The 25003-nt window shown below is 67.5% G+C and carries 24 protein-coding genes; 12 read left to right on the plus strand and 12 right to left on the minus strand.

All coding sequences use genetic code 11. The annotated features are described in order from the left end of the window. Window positions 1–2 precede the first annotated feature (2 nt). The 6 genes from glyS to ACW17Y_RS12075 all read right to left on the minus strand — a co-directional run bounded on the left by glyS (window position 3) and on the right by ACW17Y_RS12075 (window position 8761). The gene (glyS, locus tag ACW17Y_RS12050; protein ID WP_492035937.1) at window positions 3–2102 is read right to left on the minus strand and encodes a glycine--tRNA ligase subunit beta; all 2100 of its coding nucleotides are present in this window, start codon (window positions 2100–2102) and stop codon (window positions 3–5) included. Next, window positions 2102–3007 carry a glycine--tRNA ligase subunit alpha gene (locus tag ACW17Y_RS12055; RefSeq protein ID WP_492035938.1) on the minus strand — a complete coding sequence of 302 codons (906 nt, stop codon included), beginning with the start codon at window positions 3005–3007 and terminating at the stop codon, window positions 2102–2104. The genes glyS and ACW17Y_RS12055 overlap by 1 nt, the downstream gene beginning before the upstream one ends. Before the next feature lie 81 nt (window positions 3008–3088). Next, complete coding sequence (locus tag ACW17Y_RS12060; RefSeq protein WP_492035939.1) at window positions 3089–4144, minus strand: fasciclin domain-containing protein; 1056 nt, start codon at window positions 4142–4144, stop codon at window positions 3089–3091. A gap of 199 nt (window positions 4145–4343) precedes the next feature. Further along, window positions 4344–5246 (minus strand): 4-(cytidine 5'-diphospho)-2-C-methyl-D-erythritol kinase, encoded by a 903-nt coding sequence (locus ACW17Y_RS12065; protein WP_492038293.1) that lies wholly within the window; start codon window positions 5244–5246, stop codon window positions 4344–4346. Then, window positions 5243–7048: a tetratricopeptide repeat protein gene (locus ACW17Y_RS12070; RefSeq protein WP_492035940.1), complete on the minus strand. Its 1806-nt coding sequence runs from the start codon at window positions 7046–7048 to the stop codon at window positions 5243–5245. Before ACW17Y_RS12070 ends, ACW17Y_RS12065 begins: the two co-directional genes overlap by 4 nt. Window positions 7049–7105: 57 nt before the next feature. After that, window positions 7106–8761 carry an electron transfer flavoprotein-ubiquinone oxidoreductase gene (locus ACW17Y_RS12075; RefSeq protein WP_492038294.1) on the minus strand — a complete coding sequence of 552 codons (1656 nt, stop codon included), beginning with the start codon at window positions 8759–8761 and terminating at the stop codon, window positions 7106–7108. Window positions 8762–8958: 197 nt separating this feature from the next. Between ACW17Y_RS12075 and ACW17Y_RS12080 the strand changes: the two genes are divergently transcribed. Both ACW17Y_RS12080 and ACW17Y_RS12085 read left to right on the plus strand, forming a co-directional pair. Continuing rightward, the gene (locus tag ACW17Y_RS12080) at window positions 8959–9750 is read left to right on the plus strand and encodes a uracil-DNA glycosylase (RefSeq protein ID WP_492035941.1); all 792 of its coding nucleotides are present in this window, start codon (window positions 8959–8961) and stop codon (window positions 9748–9750) included. A 94-nt stretch (window positions 9751–9844) separates the two neighbouring features. Further along, window positions 9845–11632: a lytic transglycosylase domain-containing protein gene (locus tag ACW17Y_RS12085; RefSeq protein WP_492035942.1), complete on the plus strand. Its 1788-nt coding sequence runs from the start codon at window positions 9845–9847 to the stop codon at window positions 11630–11632. Window positions 11633–11775: 143 nt separating this feature from the next. Here the strand turns inward: ACW17Y_RS12085 and ACW17Y_RS12090 are convergent, their stop codons facing one another. The 3 genes from ACW17Y_RS12090 to ACW17Y_RS12100 all read right to left on the minus strand — a co-directional run bounded on the left by ACW17Y_RS12090 (window position 11776) and on the right by ACW17Y_RS12100 (window position 14056). Further along, window positions 11776–11910 carry a hypothetical protein gene (locus ACW17Y_RS12090; RefSeq protein WP_492035943.1) on the minus strand — a complete coding sequence of 45 codons (135 nt, stop codon included), beginning with the start codon at window positions 11908–11910 and terminating at the stop codon, window positions 11776–11778. A gap of 104 nt (window positions 11911–12014) precedes the next feature. Then, window positions 12015–12686 (minus strand): glutathione S-transferase family protein, encoded by a 672-nt coding sequence (locus ACW17Y_RS12095; protein WP_492035944.1) that lies wholly within the window; start codon window positions 12684–12686, stop codon window positions 12015–12017. Between the two features lie 11 nt (window positions 12687–12697). After that, on the minus strand, window positions 12698–14056 hold the full coding sequence (locus tag ACW17Y_RS12100) for a Gfo/Idh/MocA family protein (protein ID WP_492035945.1): 1359 nt from the start codon (window positions 14054–14056) through the stop codon (window positions 12698–12700). Window positions 14057–14256: 200 nt separating this feature from the next. Between ACW17Y_RS12100 and purB the strand changes: the two genes are divergently transcribed. From purB to ACW17Y_RS12120, 4 genes are all read left to right on the plus strand, one after another. Next, window positions 14257–15552, plus strand: coding sequence for an adenylosuccinate lyase (gene purB / locus ACW17Y_RS12105; RefSeq protein WP_492035946.1), 1296 nt, complete (start codon window positions 14257–14259; stop codon window positions 15550–15552). Window positions 15553–15555: 3 nt separating this feature from the next. After that, window positions 15556–16299, plus strand: a complete 744-nt coding sequence (locus ACW17Y_RS12110) for a 2OG-Fe(II) oxygenase (RefSeq protein ID WP_492035947.1) — start codon at window positions 15556–15558, stop codon at window positions 16297–16299. Next, the gene (locus ACW17Y_RS12115; RefSeq protein WP_492035948.1) at window positions 16296–16799 is read left to right on the plus strand and encodes a DNA-deoxyinosine glycosylase; all 504 of its coding nucleotides are present in this window, start codon (window positions 16296–16298) and stop codon (window positions 16797–16799) included. The genes ACW17Y_RS12110 and ACW17Y_RS12115 overlap by 4 nt, the downstream gene beginning before the upstream one ends. Before the next feature lie 108 nt (window positions 16800–16907). Beyond that, complete coding sequence (locus ACW17Y_RS12120; RefSeq protein WP_492035949.1) at window positions 16908–17522, plus strand: fasciclin domain-containing protein; 615 nt, start codon at window positions 16908–16910, stop codon at window positions 17520–17522. A gap of 303 nt (window positions 17523–17825) precedes the next feature. Here ACW17Y_RS12120 and ACW17Y_RS12125 read toward each other — a convergent pair whose 3' ends face one another. Continuing rightward, window positions 17826–18149: a DUF1476 domain-containing protein gene (locus tag ACW17Y_RS12125; RefSeq protein ID WP_492035950.1), complete on the minus strand. Its 324-nt coding sequence runs from the start codon at window positions 18147–18149 to the stop codon at window positions 17826–17828. A gap of 291 nt (window positions 18150–18440) precedes the next feature. Between ACW17Y_RS12125 and purC the strand changes: the two genes are divergently transcribed. Genes purC through ACW17Y_RS12140 form a run of 3 tightly spaced genes read left to right on the plus strand, consistent with a single transcriptional unit; the run spans window position 18441 to window position 19953 of the window. After that, window positions 18441–19199: a phosphoribosylaminoimidazolesuccinocarboxamide synthase gene (gene purC, locus ACW17Y_RS12130; protein ID WP_309630037.1), complete on the plus strand. Its 759-nt coding sequence runs from the start codon at window positions 18441–18443 to the stop codon at window positions 19197–19199. Beyond that, window positions 19199–19435: a phosphoribosylformylglycinamidine synthase subunit PurS gene (gene purS / locus ACW17Y_RS12135; RefSeq protein WP_425987740.1), complete on the plus strand. Its 237-nt coding sequence runs from the start codon at window positions 19199–19201 to the stop codon at window positions 19433–19435. Before purC ends, purS begins: the two co-directional genes overlap by 1 nt. Before the next feature lie 53 nt (window positions 19436–19488). Then, window positions 19489–19953, plus strand: a complete 465-nt coding sequence (locus ACW17Y_RS12140) for a YbhB/YbcL family Raf kinase inhibitor-like protein (protein ID WP_492035951.1) — start codon at window positions 19489–19491, stop codon at window positions 19951–19953. A 3-nt stretch (window positions 19954–19956) separates the two neighbouring features. Here the strand turns inward: ACW17Y_RS12140 and ACW17Y_RS12145 are convergent, their stop codons facing one another. Continuing rightward, complete coding sequence (locus tag ACW17Y_RS12145; RefSeq protein ID WP_492035952.1) at window positions 19957–21000, minus strand: carbohydrate porin; 1044 nt, start codon at window positions 20998–21000, stop codon at window positions 19957–19959. Window positions 21001–21337: 337 nt separating this feature from the next. Here ACW17Y_RS12145 and ACW17Y_RS12150 point away from each other — a divergent pair, with 337 nt between their 5' ends. Next, complete coding sequence (locus ACW17Y_RS12150) at window positions 21338–23146, plus strand: methyl-accepting chemotaxis protein (RefSeq protein WP_492035953.1); 1809 nt, start codon at window positions 21338–21340, stop codon at window positions 23144–23146. A gap of 59 nt (window positions 23147–23205) precedes the next feature. After that, window positions 23206–23868 (plus strand): phosphoribosylformylglycinamidine synthase subunit PurQ, encoded by a 663-nt coding sequence (gene purQ, locus ACW17Y_RS12155; RefSeq protein WP_492035954.1) that lies wholly within the window; start codon window positions 23206–23208, stop codon window positions 23866–23868. Here the strand turns inward: purQ and ACW17Y_RS12160 are convergent. Next, on the minus strand, window positions 23865–24035 hold the full coding sequence (locus ACW17Y_RS12160) for a hypothetical protein (RefSeq protein WP_492035955.1): 171 nt from the start codon (window positions 24033–24035) through the stop codon (window positions 23865–23867). The two genes, purQ and ACW17Y_RS12160, sit on opposite strands and share 4 nt — an antisense overlap. Before the next feature lie 97 nt (window positions 24036–24132). Between ACW17Y_RS12160 and ACW17Y_RS12165 the strand changes: the two genes are divergently transcribed. Beyond that, window positions 24133–24939 carry a TspO-related membrane protein gene (locus ACW17Y_RS12165; RefSeq protein WP_492035956.1) on the plus strand — a complete coding sequence of 269 codons (807 nt, stop codon included), beginning with the start codon at window positions 24133–24135 and terminating at the stop codon, window positions 24937–24939. Window positions 24940–25003: the final 64 nt, after the last annotated feature.

The raw sequence follows: 25003 nt of genomic DNA on the forward strand, positions 1-25003 counted from the left end.
GGCTACCCCGCCACCTGTCCGAAGTCGGCAACCTTGCCCATGACGGCGCGCACCTGACCCAGCAGCTTGAGCCGGTTGTCGCGCTCCTCGGCCACGTCGGAGTTGACCAGAACGTCGGTGAAGAAGGCGTCCACCGGGGCGCGCAGGGCGGCCAGGGCCGTCATGGCGGCGGCGAAGTCCTCGGCGTCGAGGGCCGTTTCGACGGCCGTGCGGGCGGACTCGGCGGCGAAGGCTAGCTTCGTCTCGGCCTCGGGCTGGTTGGGCAGGCCGGTCTGGACCATGCCGGTCGGAACGGCGCCTTTCTTCTCCTCGGCCTTGAGGATGTTGGAGGCGCGCTTGTAGCCGGCCAGCAGGTTGGCGCCGTCGTCTGTGGCGAGGAAGGCGTCGAGGGCCTCCACGCGGCGGACGATGCGCACGAGGTCGTCGTCTCCCAAGGCGAAGACGGCGTCGACGAGGTCGTGGCGCTTGCCCTGATCGCGGAGGAGGACCTTCAGGCGGTCGGCGAAGAAGGCTGCGACCTCTTCGTTGAATGCATCTTCGCTCAGGCCCGAAAGCTCTAGTCCTTCATCCAGTGTTGAACCCGAGAATCCGACCAGCGAGCGTAACGGGGCGCGCACCCCGTTATCCAACACCAACCGAATCACACCCAACGCCGCACGCCTCAGCGCGAACGGATCCTTCGAGCCGGTGGGCTTTTCGTCGATGGCGAAGAAGCCGACGAGGGTGTCGAGCTTGTCGGCCAGCGCGACGGCGACCGTCAGGGGCGCGGTCGGGACAGAGTCCGCCGGACCCTGCGGCTTGTAGTGGTCGCGGATGGCGTCGGCGATGGCGTCGGGCTCGCCGAAGGCGCGGGCGTAGTAGCCGCCCATGACACCCTGAAGCTCCGGGAACTCGCCGACCATGCCGGAGGCGAGGTCGGCCTTGGCGAGGCGGGCGGCGCGTTCGGCTTGGTCCGGGTCGGCGCCCACCAGGGGGGCGATTTCGCGGGCCAGGGCGACGATGCGCTCGACGCGTTCCGCGAGGGTGCCCAGCTTGGCGTGGAAGGTGACGCCGGACAGTTTCGACAGCCAGGCGTCGAAGCCGACCTTGCGGTCTTCGTCCCAGAAGAAGCGGGCGTCGTTCAGGCGGGCGGACAGGACGCGGCTGTTGCCGGCGGCCAGGGCCACGCCGCCGTCGGAGGCCTCGACGTTGGCGACGACGATGAAGTTGGGGGCCAGCTTGCCCGTCGCCGGGTCGCGGACGGCGAAGTATTTCTGGTGCACCTTCATCGACAGACGCACCACCTCGGGCGGCAGGTCGAGGAACTGCGGGTCCATGTCGCCCAGGATCGGTGTCGGCCATTCGGCCAGGCCGGCGACCTCGTCCAGCAGGCCGTCATCGTCGACCATCTCCAGATCGCGCCCGTGGCAAGCGGCGCGGGCGGCCTCGAGGATCTTCAGCTTGCGGTCGGCGACGTCGAGGATGACGAAATTATCCGCCAGCTGTTTCCGGTAGTCGGCGAAGTCGCGGATCTTCAGCGGACGGCCCGTGCCGAGGAAGCGGTGGCCCTCTGTCGCGTCGCCGCTGGCGATGCCCTGGACTGCGCCGCCGATGTCGGGCGAGCCGTCGGCGATCACGAACGGCACGACCACACCGTCAAACAGGCAGACGATCCGCTTCAGCGGCCGCACCCAGCGCAGGGTCGCGTCGGCCCAGCGCATCGACTTGGGCCAGGGGAAGTTCCGGACGATCTGCTCGACAGTCTCGGCGACGACGGCGGTCGTCTCGACGCCCTTCTGGTCGATGACGGCGAACAGGACGCCGTCGCGCTCGGTCAGCTGGTCGCGCGTCAGGCCGGTCTTGCGCAGGAACCCTTCCAGCGCCTGTTCCGGCGCATTGGCGCGCGGGCCCTTCAGCTCTTCGGAGCGATCCGGCGTCGCGGTCGGCAAACCTTCGATCACCAGCGTCAGGCGGCGCGGCCCGGCGTAGGTGGTCAGGGCATCCCAGGTCAGGCCGGCGGCCTTCAGCCGTTCGGAGGCCATGCGTTCGAGGTCGCGCGCGGCGCCCTGCTGCATGCGGGCGGGGATCTCTTCCGAGAACAGTTCGAGGAGGAGTTGGGGCATCAGGCGGTTTTCCGCTCTTGTTCGACGTAGGCGAGGGCGCAGGCTTTGCAGAGGTCGCGGATGCGGCCGATGTAGCTCTGGCGTTCGGCGACGGCGATGGCGCCGCGGGCGTCCATCAGGTTGAACAGGTGTGAGGCCTTCAGGACCTGGTCGTAGGCGGGCAGGACCAGCTGCTGGCCCTGGGGTCCGGTCATGGCGAGGAGACGGGTCGATTCCGCCTCCATGTCCTCGAACCGGCGCTTCAGCCCCTCGACGTCATAGCCGTGGAAGTTGGCTTCCGACTGCTGGCGTTCGTTCTCGAGGAAGACCTCGCCATAGGTCAGGCCGGCCTCGTTGAACTTGAGGTCATAGACGTTGTCGACGCCCTGGACGTACATGGCCAGACGCTCCAGCCCGTAGGTCAGCTCCCCCGAGACGACATCGCATTCGATGCCGCCGACGCCCTGGAAATAGGTGAACTGGGTCACCTCCATGCCGTCGCACCAGACCTCCCAGCCCAGGCCCCAGGCGCCGACCGTGGGGTTCTCCCAGTCGTCCTCGACAAAGCGGATGTCATGCAGGCGCGGATCGATGCCGATGGCGCGCAGCGAGCCGAGATAGAGGTCTTGAAGGTCGGCCGGGTTCGGCTTCAGGATGACTTGAAACTGGTAATAGTGCTGGAGGCGGTTGGGGTTCTCGCCATAGCGGCCGTCGCCGGGGCGGCGGCTGGGCTGGACGTAGGCGGCCTTCCACGGCTTCGTGCCGAGCGCGCGCAAGACGGTCGCAGGGTGCAGGGTGCCGGCGCCGACCTGCTCGTCATAGGGCTGCAGGATCGCGCAGCCGCGATCGCCCCAGTATTTCTGCAGGGTCAGGATCAGGTCCTGGAAGGCCAGGGGTTTGTCAGGCGCTTTGAACGGTGTGGCCACAGGGAGGTCAGCTTTTGGGCAAAGAGAAAGGCGGCGGACCCTAGGGCCCGCCGCCTTCCAACTCAACATGCGTGGGGCTGATTAAGCCTGCGGCGTGGGGACCGGAGCCGCGGTCATTGTTTCGTCGGCGTCCTCGTCATCGGTCTGGCCGTCCGTCGGATTGGGGACGGTCGGCGAGGCGACGGTGGTGGTCGTCGCGGCCGGCTGGCCGTTCGGGGCGTTCACGCCGGTCGCGGGGCGCGTCGTGGTCGTCGTGGTGGTCGGCGAGGTCACCGGCGGCATGGTCGGCGCGGCCGTGGTCGGAGCCGCAGGCGTGGTCGGCGGCGGAGCGATGGCATCCTCGTCTGTCGCGCTGTCGGCGTCCATGGCGTCGGCGGTGGCCGAATCCTCAGTAGTCACGGCGTCATCGGCGGACGGCGAGCCTTCGACAACCTCATCGACGGGCGGGGTCCCGGTCGCCGCGTCATCGGCGGCCGGAGCCGTCGCAGCCTCGGCGTCGCCCGTGGCCACCAGCGACTCGGCCGGGTTCAGCACGCGGTCGATGATGAAGATCGAGCCGTTGCCGGCGTCGACGTCGGCCGTCGTGACGGTTGCGTTGTCGACCTTGATCGCATCGCCCGTGCCGTCCAGCTGGACTTCAGTGGTCGCGGCGGTCGGGACGCCGCCCTTGGCGCCCTCGATCTGGGCCGAGGTCACGTCGGCGACGACCACATGGTACAGCAGCAACTGACGCAGTTCATTGACGTTGGCCGGGTCTAGAAGGCGCGTGCGGTCGGCCTCGGACATGGCCGCGAAGGCCGCGTCGGTCGGGGCGAAGATCGAGATCGCCGGCTGGGTGCTGAGGGTCTCGGTCAGCTGGGCGGCGTCGAGCGCGGTCAGCAGGGTCGTGAACTGGCCGTTGGCGCGCAGCACGTCGACCACATTGTTTTCCACCACGGCGGCGGCCTGCGTCGGAGCGGCGGCGTTCGTCGCGGCCTGGGCCGCTGCGGCAGCCGGGGCCTCGATCGGCGCTTCGGCGGCGACTGGCGGAGTGGTTGCGGGACCCATGGGCGCCGTCGGGGCGTTCTGGGCGAAGGCGGAGCCGGCGGCGAACAGGGCCACGGCGGCGGTCGCGGTCAAAAGACGAGTGCGAAGCATGACAGTATCCTTTTCAATGCTGCAGAGGCCGCCGGGGAGGATACGCTGGCGGCCCGTTACTCAGTGTTACGAAGCCAATGAAAGCCTCTCACACGGTACAGGTTCCACATCGTGTCGTTATTTACATAGACAAGGCAAAGCTTCGGGCCATCTCTGGGCGATCTCTGGGCCATCGGCACGCCAACGACGTTACTTGGCCTTATTGTGCCGCTTTGGCCGCATCGTCGCCTAACACGGTCGCCTCGACCCACCAATTGCCGTGGTTGCTGCGCAGCTTAGCGGCGGCGCCGGCTGCGGCCTCAGCGTCCTCGAACAGGCCGAAGACGGTCGCGCCCGATCCCGACATCCGCGTCAGACGTGCGCCGGTCGCGGCCATGGCGGACAGGGCGACGCCGATCTCGGGCTCAAGAAACACCGCGGGCGCCTGAAGGTCGTTTCGCTGGGACGCCAGCCAGTCGATGACTGTCGCGGGCGACCAGTCTTCGGGAGGCGCAGGATGGTCAGCGGACTTCGGCGCTCCGGCGTCATAGGCGCGATAGACCGCCCCGGTCGGCGACGGTCGGCCCGGATTGGCGAGAACAGCATGCAGCGGCGGAAGCGCGGGTTCGAACGTCAATCGGTCGCCGATCCCCTCCGCCCAGGCCGACCGCGCGGCGAGGCACATCGGGCCGTCGGCGCCGACGACGCGCGAGATCCGCGCCAGTTCGGCATCGGGCAGGTCGAGACCCAGCGCCTTGGTGGCCAGCCTCAGGGCGCTGCCGGCGTCCGACGACCCGCCGCCCAGGCCCGCAGCGATGGGAAGGCTCTTCTCCAGGGTGATCGCCAGAGACGGCTCCCCGATGCCCGCCACATGACCCAGTTCGCGCAGGACTCGCAGGATCAGGTTGTCGTCGTTTCCCGCCAGCGCGCCCGCGAAGGGGCCGGTGACCGTCAGGGAAAGACGATCCGCATGGGTCACCCAGACCCGGTCGCCGACATCGGCGAACGCCACGAGGCTGGACAGCGGGTGGTAGCCGTCGGTGTCGAGCGGACCGACATGGAGGAACAGATTGACCTTTGCCGGAGCGACCTCCGAGAGCGTGTCGGGCCAGGGCGCGCTCAGAGCTCGAGCCCCTCGGTGATCTTGCGTTCCACCTCGGCGCGGCGTTCGTCGTCGGGGTTCAGGGTCAGGACGCGGTTCCACTGGAAGCCGGCTTCGCGCCGACGCCCGACCTGCCAGTAGGCGTCGCCCAGATGGTCGTTGATCTCGGCATTGGCCGGCTCCTTGGCCACGGCCTGTTCCAGGGTCTCGACGGCGGTGTCGTACTGACCCTGACGGTACTGGGCCCAGCCGAGGCTGTCCTGAATGTTGCCGTCATCGGGCTCGGCGGCATGGGCGCGGCCGATCATCGCGGCGCCTTCCTCGACCCGCGTCCCTGAGTCGACCCAGAGGTAGCCGAGGTAGTTCAGGTAGGAGGGCTCGTCGGGTTGCGCCTGCAATGCGGCCCACAACTGGGCCTCCGCCTCGGGAATCCGGCCGAGGGACTCATAGGTTGCGCCCCGCATGAAGCGGACCTGTGCGCTCTGATTTTCGGTGTCGAGTAGCGGGCTGTTCAGCAGGGTCAGCGCCTCCTCGTACCGCTCGAGTTGCAGCAGCTGGCCGGCAGTGACGAAGGCGATGGCCGGGTCGTTCGGGCTGGCCTCACGTGCGCTCTGGAAGGCGGCGAGGGCCTCGTCCAGCCGCTGTTCCTCGGCAAGGCTCAGGCCGATGGCGACCTGGGCGCCGGCAAACAGAGGCGGGTCGCTGCGCGGCACGCGGGCCATGGCGGCCCGGGCGGCGGTATCAAGGTTCGCCTTGGCCAGGGTCTGGCCCAGCAGATAGAGGCTCTCCGGCTCGGCTTTCAGGTTCAGCGACAGGCGCAGATAGACGACCGCGAACTCGTTGGCGTTCTCGCTGGACGCCTGCCGTGCGGCAATGATCAGGGCCCGGGCGGCGCCGTCGCGATAGTCGGCGAGGACCGGCGGACGGACCCGGGTATCGACACGCGCCTTTGCGGAGACAATGGTCGGGTCCTGCGATCCGGCGGCCAGGGTGGAGTCATAGAAGGCCAGGGCCTCGGCGCGCTTTCCGCGACGCTCCAGGAACTCGCCATAGGCGGCGCGGAACAGGGGCGCTGCGCGGGCGTCGAAGGCCAGGTCGTGGAACTCGGCCTCCGCCTCGTCGAAGCGACGGCGATGCTCCAGCAGCTGGGCGTGATGATAGCGGCCGAACAGGACGGTGATCGGATCGCCGGTCGGATTGGGTTCGGCCAGGGCGGTATCCCAGTCCCCGGCGGCAGCCGCGATCCACGGGCCAATCAGGGCGGCGGCGCGGGCGTGGGGCGCCAGGACGGGGCGTGCCTTCAGAGCCTCGTTGGCCGCGCGCGCATCACCGCCGACGAAGGCCTGGACCACCGATACGAGGGCCCCGGCCTCGGTAATCACGGGTGAGGCGGTTTCGGGATCGGGCGCGATCCGGGCCGCGACGTCGAGATCGCCGGCCAGCAGGGCTGCGGTGAAGGCCTGGTCGCGGACCGACGGCTGTTCCGGAGTCAGGCTCTCGACGGCGCCGAGATAGATAGCCCCGGCCTCGGCTTCGCCCTGGCTCAGCGCGGATCGGCCGGAGAGATAGAGGCCGTAGGCGCTGCGGCCCTCTTCATCGCGAGGAGCGGGAGACCAGACCCGGGGAATCGCCTCGATCGTCGGCGCGGGGGGCTCGGCGCCCTCGCCCACCACGATCAGGGGCGCCCGGACCGGCGGCTCGGGCAGGACGTCCTGAATGCGCGGCGCGGGATCGGCCACCGGCGGCGCCTCCTGCGCGAAGACGGGCGCCGCCGTCAGGGCGGTGAAGGCGATGAGGATCGAGCGGAGGGAGGCGTGACGCATTCCCCGACATTCACCGGCTTATGCGGCCGCGACAAGGCCCCTCCCCCGCCGCATGACCTACATGTTCGGATAGTTCGGGCCGCCGCCGCCCTCGGGCGTGGTCCAGACGATGTTCTGCGACGGATCCTTGATGTCGCAGGTTTTGCAGTGGACGCAGTTTTGGGCGTTGATGACGAACTTCGGATCGGTCCGGGCGACCTCGTCGGCGTAGACGACCTCGTAGACCCCGGCCGGGCAGTAGAGGCGCGCGGGTTCCCCGTATTTCGGCAGGTTGACGCGGATCGGCACGGTCGGGTCGATCAGCTTCAGGTGGGCCGGCTGTTCCTCGGCGTGGTTGGTGTTCGAGATGAACACCGACGAGAGCTTGTCGAAGCTGAGTTTGCCGTCCGGCTTCGGATAGGCGATCGGCTTGTGCTTCGACGAGGGCTCGGTCGAGGCCGCATCCGTCTTCGTATGCTTCTGGGTGCCGAAGATCGACAGGCCGCCAAAGACCGTCCCGAACCACATGTCGAAGACGCCCAGCGCGCCGCCCAGGGTCGTGCCGAACTTCGTCAGGAACGGCTTGGCGTTCCGGACTCGCTTCAGCTCCTGATAGACCCAGCTGTTCTCGTAGGCCGTCTGGTATTCGACCAGTTCATCGCCCGAACGGCCAGCCATGACGGCCTCGTAGGCGGCGTCGGCGGCCAGCATGCCAGTCTTCATCGCGTTGTGGCTGCCCTTGATGCGCGGGACATTCACGAAGCCGGCAGAGCAGCCGATCAACACGCCGCCGGGGAAGCTGAGCTTCGGCACCGACTGGAAACCGCCCTCGGTGATCGCACGCGCGCCGTAGGAGATGCGGGTCCCGCCCTCCAGGTGTTCGGCGATCGCGGGGTGGTGCTTGAAGCGCTGGAACTCGTCGAACGGCGACAGGAACGGGTTCTTGTAGTTCAGGTGCACGACGTAGCCGATGGCCACGTAGTTGTCCCCGAAGTGGTACATGAAGGAGCCGCCGCCGGTGAACTCGTCCAGCGGCCAGCCGGTCGTGTGCTGGGCCAGGCCGGGCTGGTGCTTCTCCGGCGGGACCTGCCAAAGCTCCTTCAGGCCGATGCCGTATTTCTGGGGCGACTTGCCGGCCTGCAGCTTGTGGCGGGCCGTGATGGTCTTGGCCAGCGAGCCGCGCACGCCCTCGGCGATGAAGACGTATTTGCCGTGCAGTTCGATGCCGGGCTGGAAGTCGCCGGTCGGGGCGCCGTGCTTGTCGATGCCGAACACGCCGGCGACGACCCCCTTCACCCGGCCCGACGGTTCATCCCAGACGACGTGACTGGCGGCCATGCCGGGATAGACTTCGACGCCCATGCCCTCGGCCTGTTCGCCCAGCCAACGCGTCACATTGCCCAGAGAGGCGATGTAGCAGCCGTCGTTGTGCATCATGGGCGGCAACATCGCCATCGGCAGGCTGATCTGGCCCATCGGCCCAAGGACCATGAACCGGTCCTTCTTCACCGGCGTCTCCAGCGGCGCGCCCATGGCCTTCCAGTCCGGGAACAGCTCGTTCAGCGCCTTGGGGTCGATGACGGCGCCCGACAGGATGTGGCCGCCGATCTCGGCCGACTTCTCCAGAACGGCGACGGTGATCTCTTTTCCGTCCTTCTCGGCCCGCTGTTTCAGGCGGATGGCGGCGGCGAGGCCGGCCGGGCCGCCGCCGACGATCAGAACGTCATACTCCATGACCTCGCGCTCGACGCCCTGCAGCGCCTCCAGCGGCGGCAGGTTGTCGAGGATGGCTTCCTGGGCCGCGGTTTCAACGCCGCCTTCGATCGCTTCCTCGGCCATGTCGTTTCTCGTTCCTGGTGCGTCTTGTCGTTATCCACTTATCGGAAGGTGACGCGAGGGCGGTCAAGGCTTATCCCTGATCGAGTCCAGCCATGAACGCCGAACCCCGAGACATCGCCGCCATCGAAAGCCTGCTCGCCTTCTGGGCTGACGCGGGTGTGGACGCCTGTTTCGAAGAGGCCGCCGTCGACCGGACCATCGTGGTCGCGCCCGCCCTGAAGGCGGTAGCCAAGGCGACGGCGTCCGTGACGCCCATTGTGGACATGGTCGATGCGACCTCCGACGCCCGCAGGCTGGCGAACGGCGCAGACACGATGGAGGCGCTGGCCGAGGCGGCCGCCAGCTTCAAGGGCTGCGAACTGGTCGGGATGGGTGCGAAGGGCTGCGTGTTCGGACGCGGCGATCCGCACGCTCCGATCCTGATCATCGGCGAGGCGCCGGGGGCGGAGGAGGACGCAGCGGGTCAGCCCTTCGTCGGGCGCGCGGGCAAGCTGCTGGACAGGATGATCGCGGCGGCCGGGCTGAGCGACAAAGTCTACATCACCAACACCGTCTTCTGGCGACCGCCCGGTAACCGGACGCCGACGCCCCTGGAGCAGGCTGTCTGCGCCCCCTTCGTGGAGCGGGCCTTCTTCCTGATGAAGCCCAGGGCGGTGCTGTTGCTGGGCGCGGCGGCGGCCAAGGGCGTTCTGAAGACCGACGAGGGCATCATGAGGATGCGCGGCCAGTGGCGGGAGTGGCGACTGGCGGAGGGCGACGTCACGGCCCCGGTCATGCCGACCCTGCACCCCGCCTTCCTGCTGCGTCAGCCCCAGGCCAAGCGTCAGGTCTGGGCGGATATGCTGGAGCTCGCGGTGAAGCTGGACGGACAGGAAAAGGCCTAAAACCAGAGTTATACGGTTCCATGCCGCTGTTGTGATTGAGGGATTCACTGCGTTGCGGCATACTTCTTGTTTGACGACCGATCGCAGACCGCGCGTGTCATCCCGAATCGAGACGGGAAACGCGCAGCACGAGGGGGCCGCCGCCTTGTTCAGTTTCCGCCGCCGCGCCCTTCGAGCGCCGACGCTCGCCTTTGTGGTCGCTGCCGCATCTGCTGTCGCCCTGCCCGTCCTGGCCGCGCCCGAAGCCTACCTTTCCGTGGTCGCCGCGGAGACCAGCGAAGAGGGCGAGCAGGGCATCCGGATCAGCACCAGTGCCCTCTCGAACGCCGACCGGTTGAGCTACACCAGCGCCTTCGACGCCCTGCGTCGCGGCGATCTGGAGACAGCCCGCAACTCCGCGCGCCAGGCCGGCGACCGGGTCCTGCTGGGACAGGTCGAGTTCGAACGCCTGTTCCACCCCGACCACACCGCCACCTATGACGAACTGGCGGCCTGGCTTCAGGACTATGCCGACCTGCCCAGCGCGCAGAGGGTCTATGCCCTGGCCGAACGACGCCGCCCGGACGGCGCCGAGGCGCCGCGACGCCCGACAGGGGCATATTTCAGCCGCGCCTGGGATCAGGTGGCGGCGGCCGGCGGCAACTCCGAGGCCGATCCGGCCAAGGCCGCCCGCGTCGCCCTGAACCGCGACGACCTTCAGGGCGCCGTGACACAGGGCGAACAGATCGGCGACTGGTGGGTCGTGGGCCTGGCCGCATGGCGGATGGGCGACTACCCCCGCGCCTTCACGGCCTTCGAGCGCGTCGCCTTCGATCCGACGGAAGACGGCTGGACCCGCGCCGGGGCCGGCTTCTGGGCCGCCCGCGCCGCCGGTCAGATCGGCCGTCAGGACCGGATCCAGGAGTTTCTGACCCTGTCCGCCCGCTGGCCCGCCACCTTCTACGGTCAGATCGCTCTGCGTCAGCTCGGCCAGGAGCCGACGATCGTGAACAGCGGCGGCCCCACCCCCTATGAGGCGGTGGCCCGCACGTCTTCGGTCAGCGACGGCCCCGTCGGCGTCAACCAGCGCGAGATGGACGAGTTCCTGAACAGCGACTCCCGCGCCCGACGCACAGTCGCCTTCTTCGAGATCGGCCGGCAGAGCGACGCCCGCGACGAACTGAGAAACGGTCTGCGCACCGCAAGCGACCGGACCCGTCGCCTGTGGACGGGCCTTGCCCGCGTGCTCGGACCCCGTCTGGGCGGCGGCAACAGCGATGGGACGCGGATCGATGCGGCCGACTATCCGATGCCGGAGATCACGCCCGAGGGCGGCTGGACCCTTGAACGCTCGCTGGTCTACGCGATCGCCCGCAAGGAAAGCGCCTTCAACGCCTCAGCCCGCTCGCCCGTCGGCGCCTATGGCCTGATGCAGGTGATGCCGTCGACGGCGGCGGAAATGACCGGCGACCGGGGCTTCGTCTCCAACCCGCAGCGGCTGTTTACGCCGGCGACCAATGTCCGCCTGGGTCAGAACTATGTGAACCGCATGCTGGCCCGGCCCGAGTTCCAGGGCGACCTGTTGCGGGCCGTGGCCAGCTACAACGCCGGCCCCGGCCCGATGCTGGGCGCCCTGCGCCGGCTGGGTCCGAATCCCGATCCCCTGCTGCTAATCGAGACGATCGACGTGCCCCAGGCGCGCGAATACGTGGAGAAGGTCGTGGCGGCCTACTGGATCTATCAGCGCATGACCGGCGGGCCGCTGAACACGCTCGACGCCGTGGTGGCGGGGCAGACGCTGGTGCCGATCAACCTGGACTATGTGGCCCCGCCACCCGGGCAGCTGCCCGCGCCGACGGAGCCGGTACAGGTCGCGTCGATGGCGCCCGTCGGGACGCGCTAGACCCCAGGTCGGTTTGGCTAAAGTGGACTCGTTTTTTCCGAGTCCAGAGAGTGCAAGTCTTGGCCGCTCAAACCAGCGCGTTCCAGCAAGCAGCTGATTTATAGGGTTTTTTATATCAGCTATCTCAACGGCGGTCGAGCGTCTTACAGGATGCTGCCGACCAGAGAGGCGCACAGGCAGCAGCCGACGAGAATGAACACGCCATAGGTCATCAACGTCGGGCGGCGCTGGGCCTCCGGCGGGGCGATGTTCGGGGCGGTCGTCGGCTGTGCGGACATGTTGGCAGTCCCGGGGGCGAAGCGGTCTCAGGTTCGATCGGGACCGTAACGCCGTTCCCTTAAGGGCTCGTTCGCAGGTCTCGTTAATCGGCAGTGACGCCCACCTAAGGCCGAACCGTGACAGCCAGTTCCGCCCATTCGAGGAAGTCCGGCTGCTGTAGCAACCCGGCAACATATGTGGCCGCCACGCCATCGACGTCACCGTGGGCCGCCAGGTCGATCTGATAGTGGCGGAAGCGGGTGGCCAGGGGTGTGAAGAAGGCGTCCGGCATCGACCATTCGCCGAACAGCCAGGGGCCGTCAGCTCCGAAGCGGGCGCGCATCTCGGTGACTATGGCCACGAACCGGCGGACGTCAGCGGCGACCGTCTCGCTCGTCGGGGTCGGCGCGCGGTCGGGGCCGACCATGGTGTGGATGACCCCGGCAGAGTCAGGCCCCATCCCGCATTCGCTGCGCAGGGCGCCGAAGCTCGAGTGCATCTCGCACGCCACCGACCGGGCCAGCCAGCGAGCATGGGCATCGGCGGGCCACAGCCTGGCCTGCGGATAGCGTTCGGCCGCAAAGACGCAGATCGCCATCGAATCCCAGATGGTCACGCCGTCGACCTTCAGCACCGGCACCTTGCCGGAGGGCGAGTGCTCAGCGAGGGCCGGGGCCGATTCAGGGCCGTACAGGGGGATCTCCCGGACGGTGAACTCGGCCCCACACCGCTTGAGCACCAGCCAGGGGCGCAGCGACCAGGTCGAGAAGGCCATGTTGCCGACGATCAGTTCCATGGCCGTGTCTCTCAATAGCGGTTGTCGAAAGCGAAGATCGGCGCCCGGTCACGCCAGGCGCCAGCGGTGAAGTCGGGGAAGTCGATGGTGCGATTCCCGTCGGCGATCGAGGCCTCTGTCAGCGGCGTCACCGCGCTCCAGGTCACGGCGTCGTAGATGTCGATGGGCATGGGCGCGGCGGCCTTCAGCGCTTCGACGAAGGCGTGGACGACGAAGAAGTCCATGCCGCCGTGGCCCGCGCCCTCGGCCTGGGCCGAGTAGGCCTGCCACAGCGGATGGTCGTAGCGATCCAGCCAGGCCTGGGCCTCTTCCCACTGGTGCGGTCGGGGGCTCTGCCCCTCGACGTAGATGGACTTGTTGAGGTCCATCCACAGCCCCTTCTCGCCCTGGACCCGGAAGCCCAGCGAATAGGGGCGCGGCAGGTTGGTGTCGTGGCTGAGCATGATCGTCTCGCCGTTCTCGCAGCCGATCATGGTCTGGACCACGTCGCCGAGGCGGAAGTTCACCCGGGCGTTCGGATGATCGGCCCCGCCCTCGGCGACCACATAGTTATGCAGGCCGCGGGCCTTTGAGGCGTAGCTGGTCAGGCGGGTAAACCGGTTGCCGCGGTTGATGTTGGCCCACATGGCGCAGGGGCCAATGCCGTGGCTTGGATAAAGGTCGCCGTTGCGTTCCACCGAGTGGCTGGTGCGCCAGCGCGCCTCGGACCAGCCCTGCTCGCCGAACTCGACCCCGCCGCCATAGGCCTGACCGGGGACGCCGGCGTTGAACTTCACGGCGCGAAGGTCGTGCTGGTAGCCCCCCTCCAGGTGGATCATCTCGCCGAAGACGCCCTGGCGGACCATGTTCAGCACGGCCATGACGTCGCGCCGGTAGCAGACGTTCTCCAGCAGCATGTAGGGCGTTCCGGTCTCCTGCTGGGTGCGCAGGACCTGCCAATGGTCGTCCAGGGTGACGCCGGCCACGACCTCGCAGGCCACGGGGACGCGGGCGCGCATGGCGCCGATGGCCATGGGGGCGTGCAGTTCCCAGGGGGTGGCGATGACGACGCCGTCCAGATCGGCGGATGCCAGCATCTCTCGCCAGGCCTCGCTGGAGCCGGTGTAGAGCCGGGGCGCGGGCTTGCCGGCCTCGGTGAACTGTTCCAGCGCCTTGTCCAGGGTGAAGGCGTCGATGTCACAAAGGGCGGCGACCTCGATGTCGTCGCGGCGCACCAGTTCGCGGAGCAGGACCCGGCCACGCATGCCCACGCCGATCATGCCCAGGCGAAGGCGGCTGGAGGCCTGAACCGTCCCCGAGATCGCAGCGCCCGGCAGGGTCAGGGCTCCGCCGGCCACGGCCGCTGCGGCGATCAGATCGCGTCGGTTCATCGCAAAGTCTCCTGCTGGCGAAACGCTGCGGACCAGACCCGAAATCATTGATCCGGACAAGTCGGTCAGGGAGGGCCTCACCTGCGTTTGCGGAACCCGGCTTTGCACCTGCAGGCGGCGCCGACATTTCGGGTCGCCGGATGGTCGGTCGACCCGCGTTTCCTTGACATGAGCCCCTGCGGGAGCCTTTAGGGGCGCCCATGATCAGCCGCTATTCCCGCCCCGAAGCCGTCGCCATCTGGTCCTCCGAGACCAAGTACAAGATCTGGTTCGAGATCGAAGCCCATGCCGCCACGAAGATGGCCGAGCTGGGCGTCATCCCGACCGAGGCCGCCGAAGCCATCTGGGCCAAGGGGGAGAACGCCGCCTGGGACTCGGACCGCATCGACGAGATCGAGCGCACGACCAAGCACGACGTGATCGCCTTCCTGACCCATGTGTCGGAGACCGTCGGCGAGGAGGCCCGCTTCCTGCACCAGGGCATGACCTCCTCGGACGTGCTCGACACCTGTTTCGCGGTGCAGCTGGCGCGGGCGTCGGACCTGCTGATCGCGGGCGTCGATCGGGTGCTGGCAGCGCTGGAGGCGCGGGCCAAGGAGCACAAATACACTCCGACCGTGGGCCGGTCGCACGGCATCCACGCCGAGCCGGTGACCTTCGGCCTGAAGCTGGCCGGCTATCACGCCGAGTTCCAGCGGGCGAAACGCCGCCTGATCACGGCCAAGGAAGAGATCGCCACCTGCGCCATCTCCGGGGCCGTGGGCACCTTCGCCAACGTCGATCCGGCGGTGGAAGAGTATGTCGCCGGGAAGATGGGTCTGCAGGTCGAGACCGTCTCGACCCAGGTGATCCCGCGCGACCGGCATGCGGCCTTCTTCGCGGCGCTCGGCGTCGTCGCCTCGTCGATCGAGCGGCTGGCGGTCGAAATCCGCCACCTGCAGCGCACCGAGGTCCTCGAAGCCGAGGAGTTCTTCGACAAGGGCCAGAAGGGCTCGTCGGCCATGCCGCACAAGCGCAACCCGATCCTGACCGAGAACCTGACCGGCCTGGCCCGTCTGGTCCGCTCGTCGGTCGTCCCGGCGATGGAGAACGTCGCCCTGTGGCACGAGCGGGACATCAGCCATTCGTCGGTCGAGCGCGGCATCGGCCCCGACGCCACCATCCACCTCGACTTCGCCCTGAACCGTCTGGCCGGCGTGATGGAGCGGCTGCTGGTCTATCCGGACAACATGCAGAAGAACCTCGACAAGCTCGGCGGTCTCGTTCACTCGCAGCGCGTCCTGCTGGCCCTGACCCAGCTGGGTCAGTCGCGCGAGGACAGCTACGCGGCGGTTCAGCGCAACGCGATGAAGGTCTGGCGCGGCGAGGGCAACTTCCTCGACTTCCTTAAGGAAGATCCCGAGGTCATCGTCCCCGACGCCGAACTCGAGGCCCTGTTCGACCTCGGCTACCACACCAAGCATGTGGACACGGTGTTCAGGCGCGTGTTCGGATAGGGCGTGCCCGAACCCATCCGCCTGAACCCGACACTCGACGCCCGCGACTATGTCGGGGCGTTCCGGCGCGACGGCGTGGTGCAGGTGCCGGACTTCCTCACACCCGACAGCGCCGACCGCCTTGAGGCGGCGCTGAAGACCGCGACGCCCTGGGGCTTCTCGCTGACCAATGCTGCGGGCAAGGGCGAATGGCTCTCGCCCGAGGCGATCCAGAAACTCGGTCGCGACGGGGTCGCTGCGAAGGCCCGCGAGGCAATGACCGGCGCGCGGACCGGTTTCGCCTTCAGCTTCCTGTCCTATCCGATCATCGACGCCCTGCTGGCCGGCAACGAGCCCGGACATCCGACGCATGAACTGGTCCAGTTGCTGAACAGCCCGCAGGCACGCGACTTTTGCGCCGCCGTGGCGGGCGAGACCGGCATCACCAAGATCGACGCCCAGGCGACCCTGTTTCGGCCCGGCGACTATCTGACCCTGCACAACGACACCGGCGTGGGCGAACGCCGGGCGGCCTATACTCTGGGGCTGACGCGCGACTGGCGCACGGACTGGGGCGGCCAGCTGCTGTTCCACGATGAAGGCGGCGACGTGCCGCGCGGGCTGATGCCGAGGTTCAACGTCCTCACCCTGTTCCGGACGCCGCAATGGCACACGGTTGCGACCGTCGCCCCCTATGCCGGGGCGCCGCGCCTGTCGATCACCGGCTGGCTGCGCGACGACAAGCCCTACATCGAACAGGGGCGGTGACGCTCAAGCGGGCCTTCGCGCCCCTCGTCGATGAGCGGACCCGGGTCCTCGTCCTCGGCAGTCTGCCGGGCGACGCCTCGCTGAATGCGGCCCAGTACTACGCCCACCCGCAGAACGGCTTCTGGCGGCTGATCAGCGTGGCGATCGGGCGCGACCTGCACGCCATGGCCTATTCCGATCGCGTCGAGGCCCTGATGGCCGCGGGCGTCGGCCTGTGGGACGTGATCGCCTCGGCCCAGCGAGCGGGCAGTCTGGACGCCGCCATAAGGTCACCGGAAGCAGCGGACCTTCGCGGCCTGATCGCGGGCCTGCCGAGCCTGAAGGCCGTCGCCTTCAACGGCGCGACGGCGGCCAGGGGCGGGCGCAAGATTCTGGCCCGCGCCGAGGGGCTGACCCTGATCGACCTGCCGTCGTCCAGCCCGGCCCATGCATCCCGGACCCTGGCGGAAAAGGCGGAACGCTGGGGCATACTGAAAGACTTCCTCGGCGACGACGCCTGAAGGCCCTGAGGCCTGCGGCGTTTTGGTCGCCATGCATCCTTTCTCGCTCCCACCCGTCTTTGCATCTGACGCCGCCGATCACACAGGCGGTTCTCAGGAGAAGACGCCATGAACACCCGCATGCTCACCCTTACCGTCGCCTCGGCTGCCCTGCTGGGCCTGGCCGCGTGCAACAACGGAGCCGAGACCGAAGCCCCCGCCGCCGATGCGACCCCCGCCCAGACCGCGCCGGCCTCGACCGATCCGATGGTCGGCGGAGCGTCGATGAGCCCCAACGAGACGATCGTCGCCAACGCCGCCAAGGCCTCGAACCTGACCACTTTGGTCAGCGCCGTCCAGGCCGCCGGTCTGGCTGAGACCCTGTCGGGACCCGGCCCGTTCACGGTCTTCGCCCCGGACAACGCCGCATTCGAAAAGGTGCCGGTCGCCACGCGCGAAGCCCTGATGGCTCCCGCCGGCAAGGCGGACCTGACCGAGATCCTGACCTATCACGTCGTACCGGGCCGCCTGACCGCAGCCGATCTGGCCACCCAGGCCCAGGCCAACAGCGGTAAGGTCGAGTTGACCACCGTCGAAGGCGACACCCTGACGGTCAATGTGAACCCGGACGGTTCGGTCACCCTGACCGACGAAAAGGGCGGAACCTCACGCGTGACCCAGGCCGACGTCCTGCAGTCGAACGGCGTGGTTCACGTCATCGACACCGTCGTGATGCCGGACTGAATTTTTCGGTGAACCCTTTTCGTCCTGCCGCATTTCAATAACGCGCAAGACGCAAAAGACATCGGGTGAGGCTATCCCCCCAGCCCCCGATCAAGGAAGGGCCGCAGACCCCCCGCTGCGGCCCTTTTCCTTGTCTGCTCGTGATCCCCCGGCCGATCGACGATCGAACCGCGGGAGGCGCCGAAGGCGATCTGCCCCGGCAGAATTCTGGAAGCAGGCGTGTGCGCGACAGGTTCGCGCTCTCGCGCGCCGCTGCGTCCCCCGGTCTCGCTACGCTCGCCGGAGGATCACGAAAAGCGGGGTTTACTCGCCTGCGCGGACCTGGTCGCGGGCCATGGAGGCCAGTTCGTCCATCTTGGAGCGGATCTCGCCCTCGGAGACGGTCAGACCGGAGCCCTTGAAGTCGCCGGCGATCTTGCGGAACACGTCCTCGTCGCCCGGCTGCTCGAAGTCGGCGCGCACGACGGCCTTGCCGTATTCCTCGGCCGAATCGGCGCTCAGGCCCATCTTCTCGGCGGCCCACAGTCCCAGCAGCTTGTTGCGGCGGGCCATGGCCTTGAACTCTTGCTCCTGATCGAGCGCGAACTTGGACTCGAAGCCCTTTTCCCGATCATTGAAGGTCGTCATCAGTCGTCAGTCCATCCGTCGCGGGCCAGAGAAAAGTGGCGGCGCCGCCCGGGTGGTCTATGACCCGGCGTCAACGAACGCAACGGATAACGCGCGCAGCGGGCCTCCCGTCCACGGACTTTTCGCCGCTGTGGCTTCAGACGGTCATTTGTGTCGCAGGGCGCATTCCGCTAAGGACTGCCCGACCCATTTCCCGCCTAGCTCGAGACCGGATCGCGCCGCCCAGACGATACTCTGGTCGCGTGATTTTCGTTTTCAGGCGACAGCGCATCCCCATTCGGGACCCAGATGATGAATTCGAAGCGCAAGAAGATCTACGAGGGCAAGGCCAAGATCCTCTACGAGGGCCCCGAGCCCGGCACCCTGATCCAGTATTTCAAGGACGACGCCACGGCCTTCAACGCCCAGAAGAAGGCGACGCTGGAGGGCAAGGGCGTCATCAACAACCGCATCAGCGAGTTCGTGATGACGCGGCTGAACGGCATCGGCGTCACCAACCACTTCATCAAGCGGCTGAACCTGCGCGAGCAGCTGATCCGCGAGGTCGAGATCATTCCGCTTGAAGTCGTGTGCCGCAACATCGTGGCCGGCTCTCTGGCGACGCGCCTCGGCCAGGAAGAGGGTACGCCCCTGCCCCGCTCGATCATCGAATTCTATTACAAGAAGGATGAGCTCAACGACCCGATGGTCACCGAAGAGCACATCACGGCGTTCAACTGGGCCTCGACCCAGGAGATCGACGACATGCTGGCCATGACGCTGCGCGTGAACGACTATCTGTCGGGCATGTTCGGCGCCGTCGGCATCACCCTGGTGGACTTCAAGATCGAGTTCGGCCGGGTGTGGGAAAACGACTTCGCCCGCGTCATCCTGGCTGACGAGATCAGCCCGGACAGCTGCCGCCTGTGGGACACGGCGACCGGCGAGAAGATGGACAAGGACCGCTTCCGCCGCGACCTGGGCAATGTCATCGAGAGCTATACCGAGGTCGCCAAACGCCTCGGCATCATGAAGGACATGCCGACTGTGATTCAGGGGGGACTGCACTGATGGCGAAGGTCAAGGTTCACGTCTTTCTGAAACCCGGCGTGCTGGACGTTCAGGGCAAGGCCGTCGAAGGCGCCCTGAAGGGGCTGGGCTGGGCCGGCGTCGCCGACGCCCGGGTCGGCAAGCTGATCGAGTTCGATCTAGAAGGCGCGGAAGATCCCGCCGCCGAGGCGAAGAAGATGTGCGAGACCCTGCTGGCCAATACGGTCATCGAGAGCTACCGGGTCGAGGTCGCCTAGCAACCGTTCCTTGCGATCGGTCGTTTCAGACGCCGAACGCAAAGGAGCGCGCCATGGCCTTCACCCTGACCTCCAACGACTTCAAGGACGGCGACGTCCTGCCGGACGCCCAGGTGCAGGCGAAGGGGGACACCTCTCCGCATCTGGCCTGGTCCGGCGCGCCAGAGGGCACGAAATCGTTCGCCGTCACCCTGTATGATCCGGATGCGCCGACGGGCTCCGGCTTCTGGCACTGGACGGTGGCCAACATCCCAGCCGACGTCAGCGAAATCCCTGCGGGCGGGCGCATGCCGTCAGGCGCGGTCGAGGGGCGCACCGACTACGGCGCGCCCGGCTTCGGCGGGGCCGCGCCGCCTCCCGGACACGGCCCGCACCGATACATCTTCACGGTCTTCGCTGTGGATACGGAGAGGCTGGACGTCACGCCGGACAACTCCGGCGCCGTGTTCGGCTTCAACCTGCACTTCCACACCCTGGCGAAGGCCTCGATCACCGCGACCTACGAGAACAGGGGCTAGGCCCTATCTCAGCGTCAGGATCACGCGCAGGCCGGCGGTCAGGATCGGATCGCGGTCCTCGTCGCCGCCGGGATTGTAGATCCACTGAAGGTCCGGCTGGATCGTGAACGGTCCGAAGGTATCGGCATAGGTCAGTTCGATTCCGCCCTCGGCATCGCCGAAGGTCGCGCCGGCGTCGCGGGCGTTGGCCTTTGACTTGTCGGACAAGAGGCCCTGGTGGAAGCCGATCGAGAAGGCGCTGTCGGGACGGCTGTCGAAAACCGAATCGACGCGCAGGCCGGTCTGCCATCCGCCCTTGAAGTCGGTGGTGTCGCCGTCCGACACGCCCAGCCGCACGAAGGCGCGAACCGTCGGGGCGTCCTCGGCCTCGAACACGGTCCCTTCCGCAACGAGATAGGCGCCCTGGGCGTCGCTGAGCGCGGGGGCGCCGCCGGGCAGGACGTCGCGGATGTCCTCCTGGCCTTCGCCATAGCGCCAGGCGCCGACCGCGATTCGCACGGGACCGGACCAGCCGGCTTCGGCCAGGTAGAGGATGCCGTCGTCCATCGTGGTGTCCACGCCGCCGTCGTCGCCGACCGTGCCGGCCCGGGCGTTCACCGCGGCGGCCTGGACATAGTGACCGTCCGGCGAGCCGATGCGAACCCGTGCCGCAAGCGACGTCGATGGGAAGATCGCCGGACCGTTCGGTCCCGTCGCCGCCAGTTCGGAACCGATACCGAACGGGGGCGAGATCAGCAGGTCGGAGGCCTCGGTGGCGTAGAATTCGCTGTTTACGTCATAAAGGCCCGCCAGCACGGAAGCGGCTCCGTCGGCCAGATTCTGTTCGATCCAGGCCTCGTAAAGGCGCACGCCCTGGGAGCCGACCTCGATATTGTCATAGCCCTGGAGCGTCTGGGCGATCGCGTTCGGCTCACCGCCGCCGTTGGCCAGCAGGCTGAAGTGGACCCGCGCGCCGCGCCAGCCGAACTGACGCTCGAGATCGCCGTCCAGCGAGACGTCGAGATTGTCCAGGAAGCGGCCGGCGGGGGTATCGACGCCATCAACCACTCCAATAACGTCCGCAGTGTAGGCGGACTGCAACTGCCATACCGCGCCGTCAGCGTTGGCTTCTGGAGCGTCATCAGGAACTCCGGCAAAGACGGCTGTCGATGACAACAGTATAATTGTAGCAACCGGCACACACGCTCGCGAAATAGACATCATAAACCTGGCTATCCGTTCTGGAAGGGTGTCGCGTCGACAACATCGGCCGCCACACTTCCTGATATTCAGGCAAACAGCTCAAGAAAACGCGAGTTTCCGAATACGTAGTGCTACCTACCGTACAGAACGACGGTCGTTAGGATTTTCCGACTAGGCAGAAGGGAAGAAACGGAGGAACTCCATGCTCTCGACTATCCGCTCCAAGGTGAAATTCGCCGGCCTGCTGATGGTGATCCTGTGCACGCTCGGCTCAGGCGCCGGCTTGCTGATCGCGGGCTTCCTGAGCGGATCGATGGCCGACTCGGCGCGGATCGCCGAAGTCATGCGCAACCACATGCAGTCCGACATGATGCATGATGCCCTGCGCAGCGACGTTCTCGCAGCCATGCTGGCCGCGCAGACCGGCGAAACGGACGCCATGGAGGGCATCCGGTCCGACCTGGTCGAGCACTCGGCCATCTTCCGCGAGGCCGTCGAGCAGAACAACGGTCTGGCGACCGACCCGGGGACCATCAGCGCTCTGCACGAGGTCAGCGAGCCTCTGCAGCAATACATCGCATCGGCCGAGCGGATCGTGGCCCTGGCCGCAAGCGACCCGGCCGCGGCCCATGCCGCCCTGCCCGCGTTCAAGGCCAGCTTCGTCGAGCTGGAGGGCCGTATGGAGGCGATCTCGGAGCAGATCGAATCGACCCTGGCGGCGACCAAGTCGCGCGCCGACTTCCTCGCCAAGGGCGGCATCGCGGTGATGATCTTCGCCATACTGCTCGGCGTCGGGTTGAGCCTGGTCCTGATCCGACTGTCGATGCGCACCGTCGTGGCTCCGATCGGCGTGCTCAACGACGAGATGGCCGCCCTGTCGCAGGGCCGGACGGACGTCGAACTGACCAGTTCGGGCCGCGAGGACGAGATCGGGGAAGTCGGCCGCTCGGTCGTGGACCTGCAGGCCCTGATCGTGGAGCGCGCCCGCGCCGAGGCCCAGGCCCAGGCGACCCAGCGCAGCCTGGCCGAACAGGCACAACTGGCCGTCGCCGAACAGCAGAGCCAGATCGTGGCGGCCATGGCCGAGGGCCTGGATCACCTGATGCGCGGCGACCTGAGCCACCGCATCGAGCGCCGCTTCCCTGAGGGATATGAAAAGCTCAAGGCCGATTTTAACGCCGCCATGGAGCAACTCGAGGAGACCCTGTCGTCGGTCGATGGCAACGCATCGGTGATCCGCAGCGGCGCTCATGAAATGACACAGGCCACCGACGATCTGTCGCGCCGTACCGAGCAGCAGGCCGCGAGCCTGGAAGAGACCGCGGCAGCGCTTGAACAGATTACCGCGACGGTGAACCGCTCGGCTGAGGGCGCCCGCAAGGCTTCAGAGGTGGTCGGCGAAGCTCGCGACGACGCCGAGACCAGCGGGCGGGTCGTCGGTCAGGCCGTCGACGCGATGGACGCGATCCATTCCTCGTCCAAGGAAATGGGCCAGATCATCAGTGTGATCGACGAAATCGCCTTCCAGACCAACCTGCTGGCCCTGAACGCCGGCGTTGAAGCGGCACGAGCCGGCGACGCCGGTCGCGGCTTCGCGGTCGTCGCCTCCGAGGTGCGGGCCCTGGCCCAACGCTCGGCCGGCGCGGCGAAGGAGATCAACACCCTGATCTCGAACTCGGGTCGTCAGGTGTCTCTGGGCGTCGATCTGGTGCGTCAGGCGGGGGCGAACCTCGACAAGATCGCCAATCGCGTCGTGCACGTCGGCACCCTGATCTCCGAGATGGCTGCGGCCAGCCAGGAGCAGGCGACAGCGCTGCGCGAGATCAACACCGCCGTCAGCCACATGGACCAGGTCACCCAGCAGAACGCTGCGATGGTTGAAGAGACCACTGCCGCCAGCCACGCCCTGGCCCAGGAGACCGAAGTCCTGAGCCAGTCGATCGGCCGCTTCCAGCTGTCGACGAGAGTCGAAGACGCCCGTCATGGGTCGGGGATGCGCGCGGCCGCCTGATCGACCTTCTCGCTCAGGCGCGCTGACACGGCGCGCGAACCCTGCTACAGGGCCGCGCCATGAGCGCAGCCGTCATCGTCTTCCCCGGTTCCAACTGTGATCGGGACTGCAAGGTCGCCATCGAACGGTCGACCAACGAGCGGGTCGAGATGGTCTGGCACCAGGAGACCGAGTTGCCCTCGGGGCTCGACCTGATCGTGCTGCCGGGCGGCTTCTCCTACGGCGACTACCTGCGTTGCGGGGCCATGGCGGCCCAGTCTCCGGTTATGCAGGCTGTGAAGAAGGCGGCTGACGACGGCGTCGCCGTGGTCGGCATCTGCAACGGCTTCCAGATCCTGTGCGAGGCCGGAATGCTGCCCGGGGCGCTGCTGCGGAACGCGGGCCTCAAATACGTCTGCAAGGCGATCACGCTCGAAGTGACCAACGGCCAGACCCGCTTCACCGCCGGCTATCAGGGCCAGCGCGAGGTTGTCATGACCCAGGGCAACGGAGACGGAAACTATTTCGCAGACGCCGAAACCCTCGCCCGGATCGAAGGCGAGGGTCAGGTCGTGTTCCGCTACGTGGACAATCCGAATGGCTCGGTCGCCAACATCGCCGGAATCCAGAACGTGCGCGGCAATGTTCTGGGCTTGATGCCCCACCCGGACCGCGCTTTCGAGGCCGAACTGGGCTCCGCCGACGGCGCGACCCTGTTCCGGTCGATCTACGCGGCGGCCTAGGCCTCGTCAGACTCCTCGTCGCGCTCGAGGGTGCCCTCGGCGCCGGATTCGCCGATGGAGGCCAGTTCGCGGGCGCCCACGCCGAGGCCCTGCTCCAAGGCGAGATTGGTCTCGACCTCTTCGGTGTCCGGATCGGGCATGTCGGCGGGAATTTTGGGATCGACCACGGTCGGTTCTCCTGTTCGGGGGATGTGAGACAGATAGCGTATCCCGGAACGGCCGGTTCCGGCTGAACTTTGATACGTGATGTGCGTAGTGTCGGGTATGAGCACCACGCCCCCCACGACTCTCGTTCCCGCCGACCCGTCCCGGCAGACCCGAAGGCTGGCTGTCTTCGCCAGCGCCCTGTTCGCCCTGGTCATCGGTCAGCTGCAACAACTCGCGAACCTGGGCCAGACGCCGGCGGAGTTTGCCGCTGACAGTGATGCGACGTTGAAGGTGGTCGGTTGGGCCTTTGCGATCTGGGGACCGATCTATCTGGGCCTCATCGTCTATGCAGTCCGGCAGTTGCTGCCCAAAACGCATGAGAGCGAGATGCTGCGCTCCTTCGGCTGGCCGTCGGTGCTGGCGCTGCTGGGTATCGGCTGGTGGATCCTGGCGGCGGCATGGGACCTGGAGGTCGCGACCATCGTGCTGATCTTCGGATCGCTGATCGTGCTGCTGATACCCCTGCTGCGAAAGGCGGAGGCAATCCGCGCACTGCCCAAGGGCGACCGGGATCGCTGGATGACGGTCTGGCCGCTGGCCGCCCTGGCCGGCTGGCTGACCGTTGCGGCCCCCGTGAATCTGCTGACGGTGGCGACGGGCAATGGAGACCTGCCCGCATTTCTGCCGCCGACCGGATGGGCGCTGCTGGCCGTGGTAGCGGCGGCCGGCGCGGGCCTGCTGGTCACCTGGCGCACGCGGCTGCTGGCCTATCCCTTGCCGGTCGCCTGGGGGTTGCTGGGCGTGTTCGTGGCGGAGCAGGCCAAAGGCAATGCAGTCCTGGCGTTCGGGTCCCTCGCGGCGTCACTGGTGGTGCTGGGCGGCGGGCTGGTGATCGTGATGGGGCTGAGGCGCGCCCCGACCTGAAGTCCTGCGGCGAGTGCAGGCGGGCGCTTGGGTTCGCGGCAGAGTCCCGCTATGAGGCGCGGCC

It is taken from the genome of Brevundimonas sp. AVps7 (genome assembly GCF_058681545.1).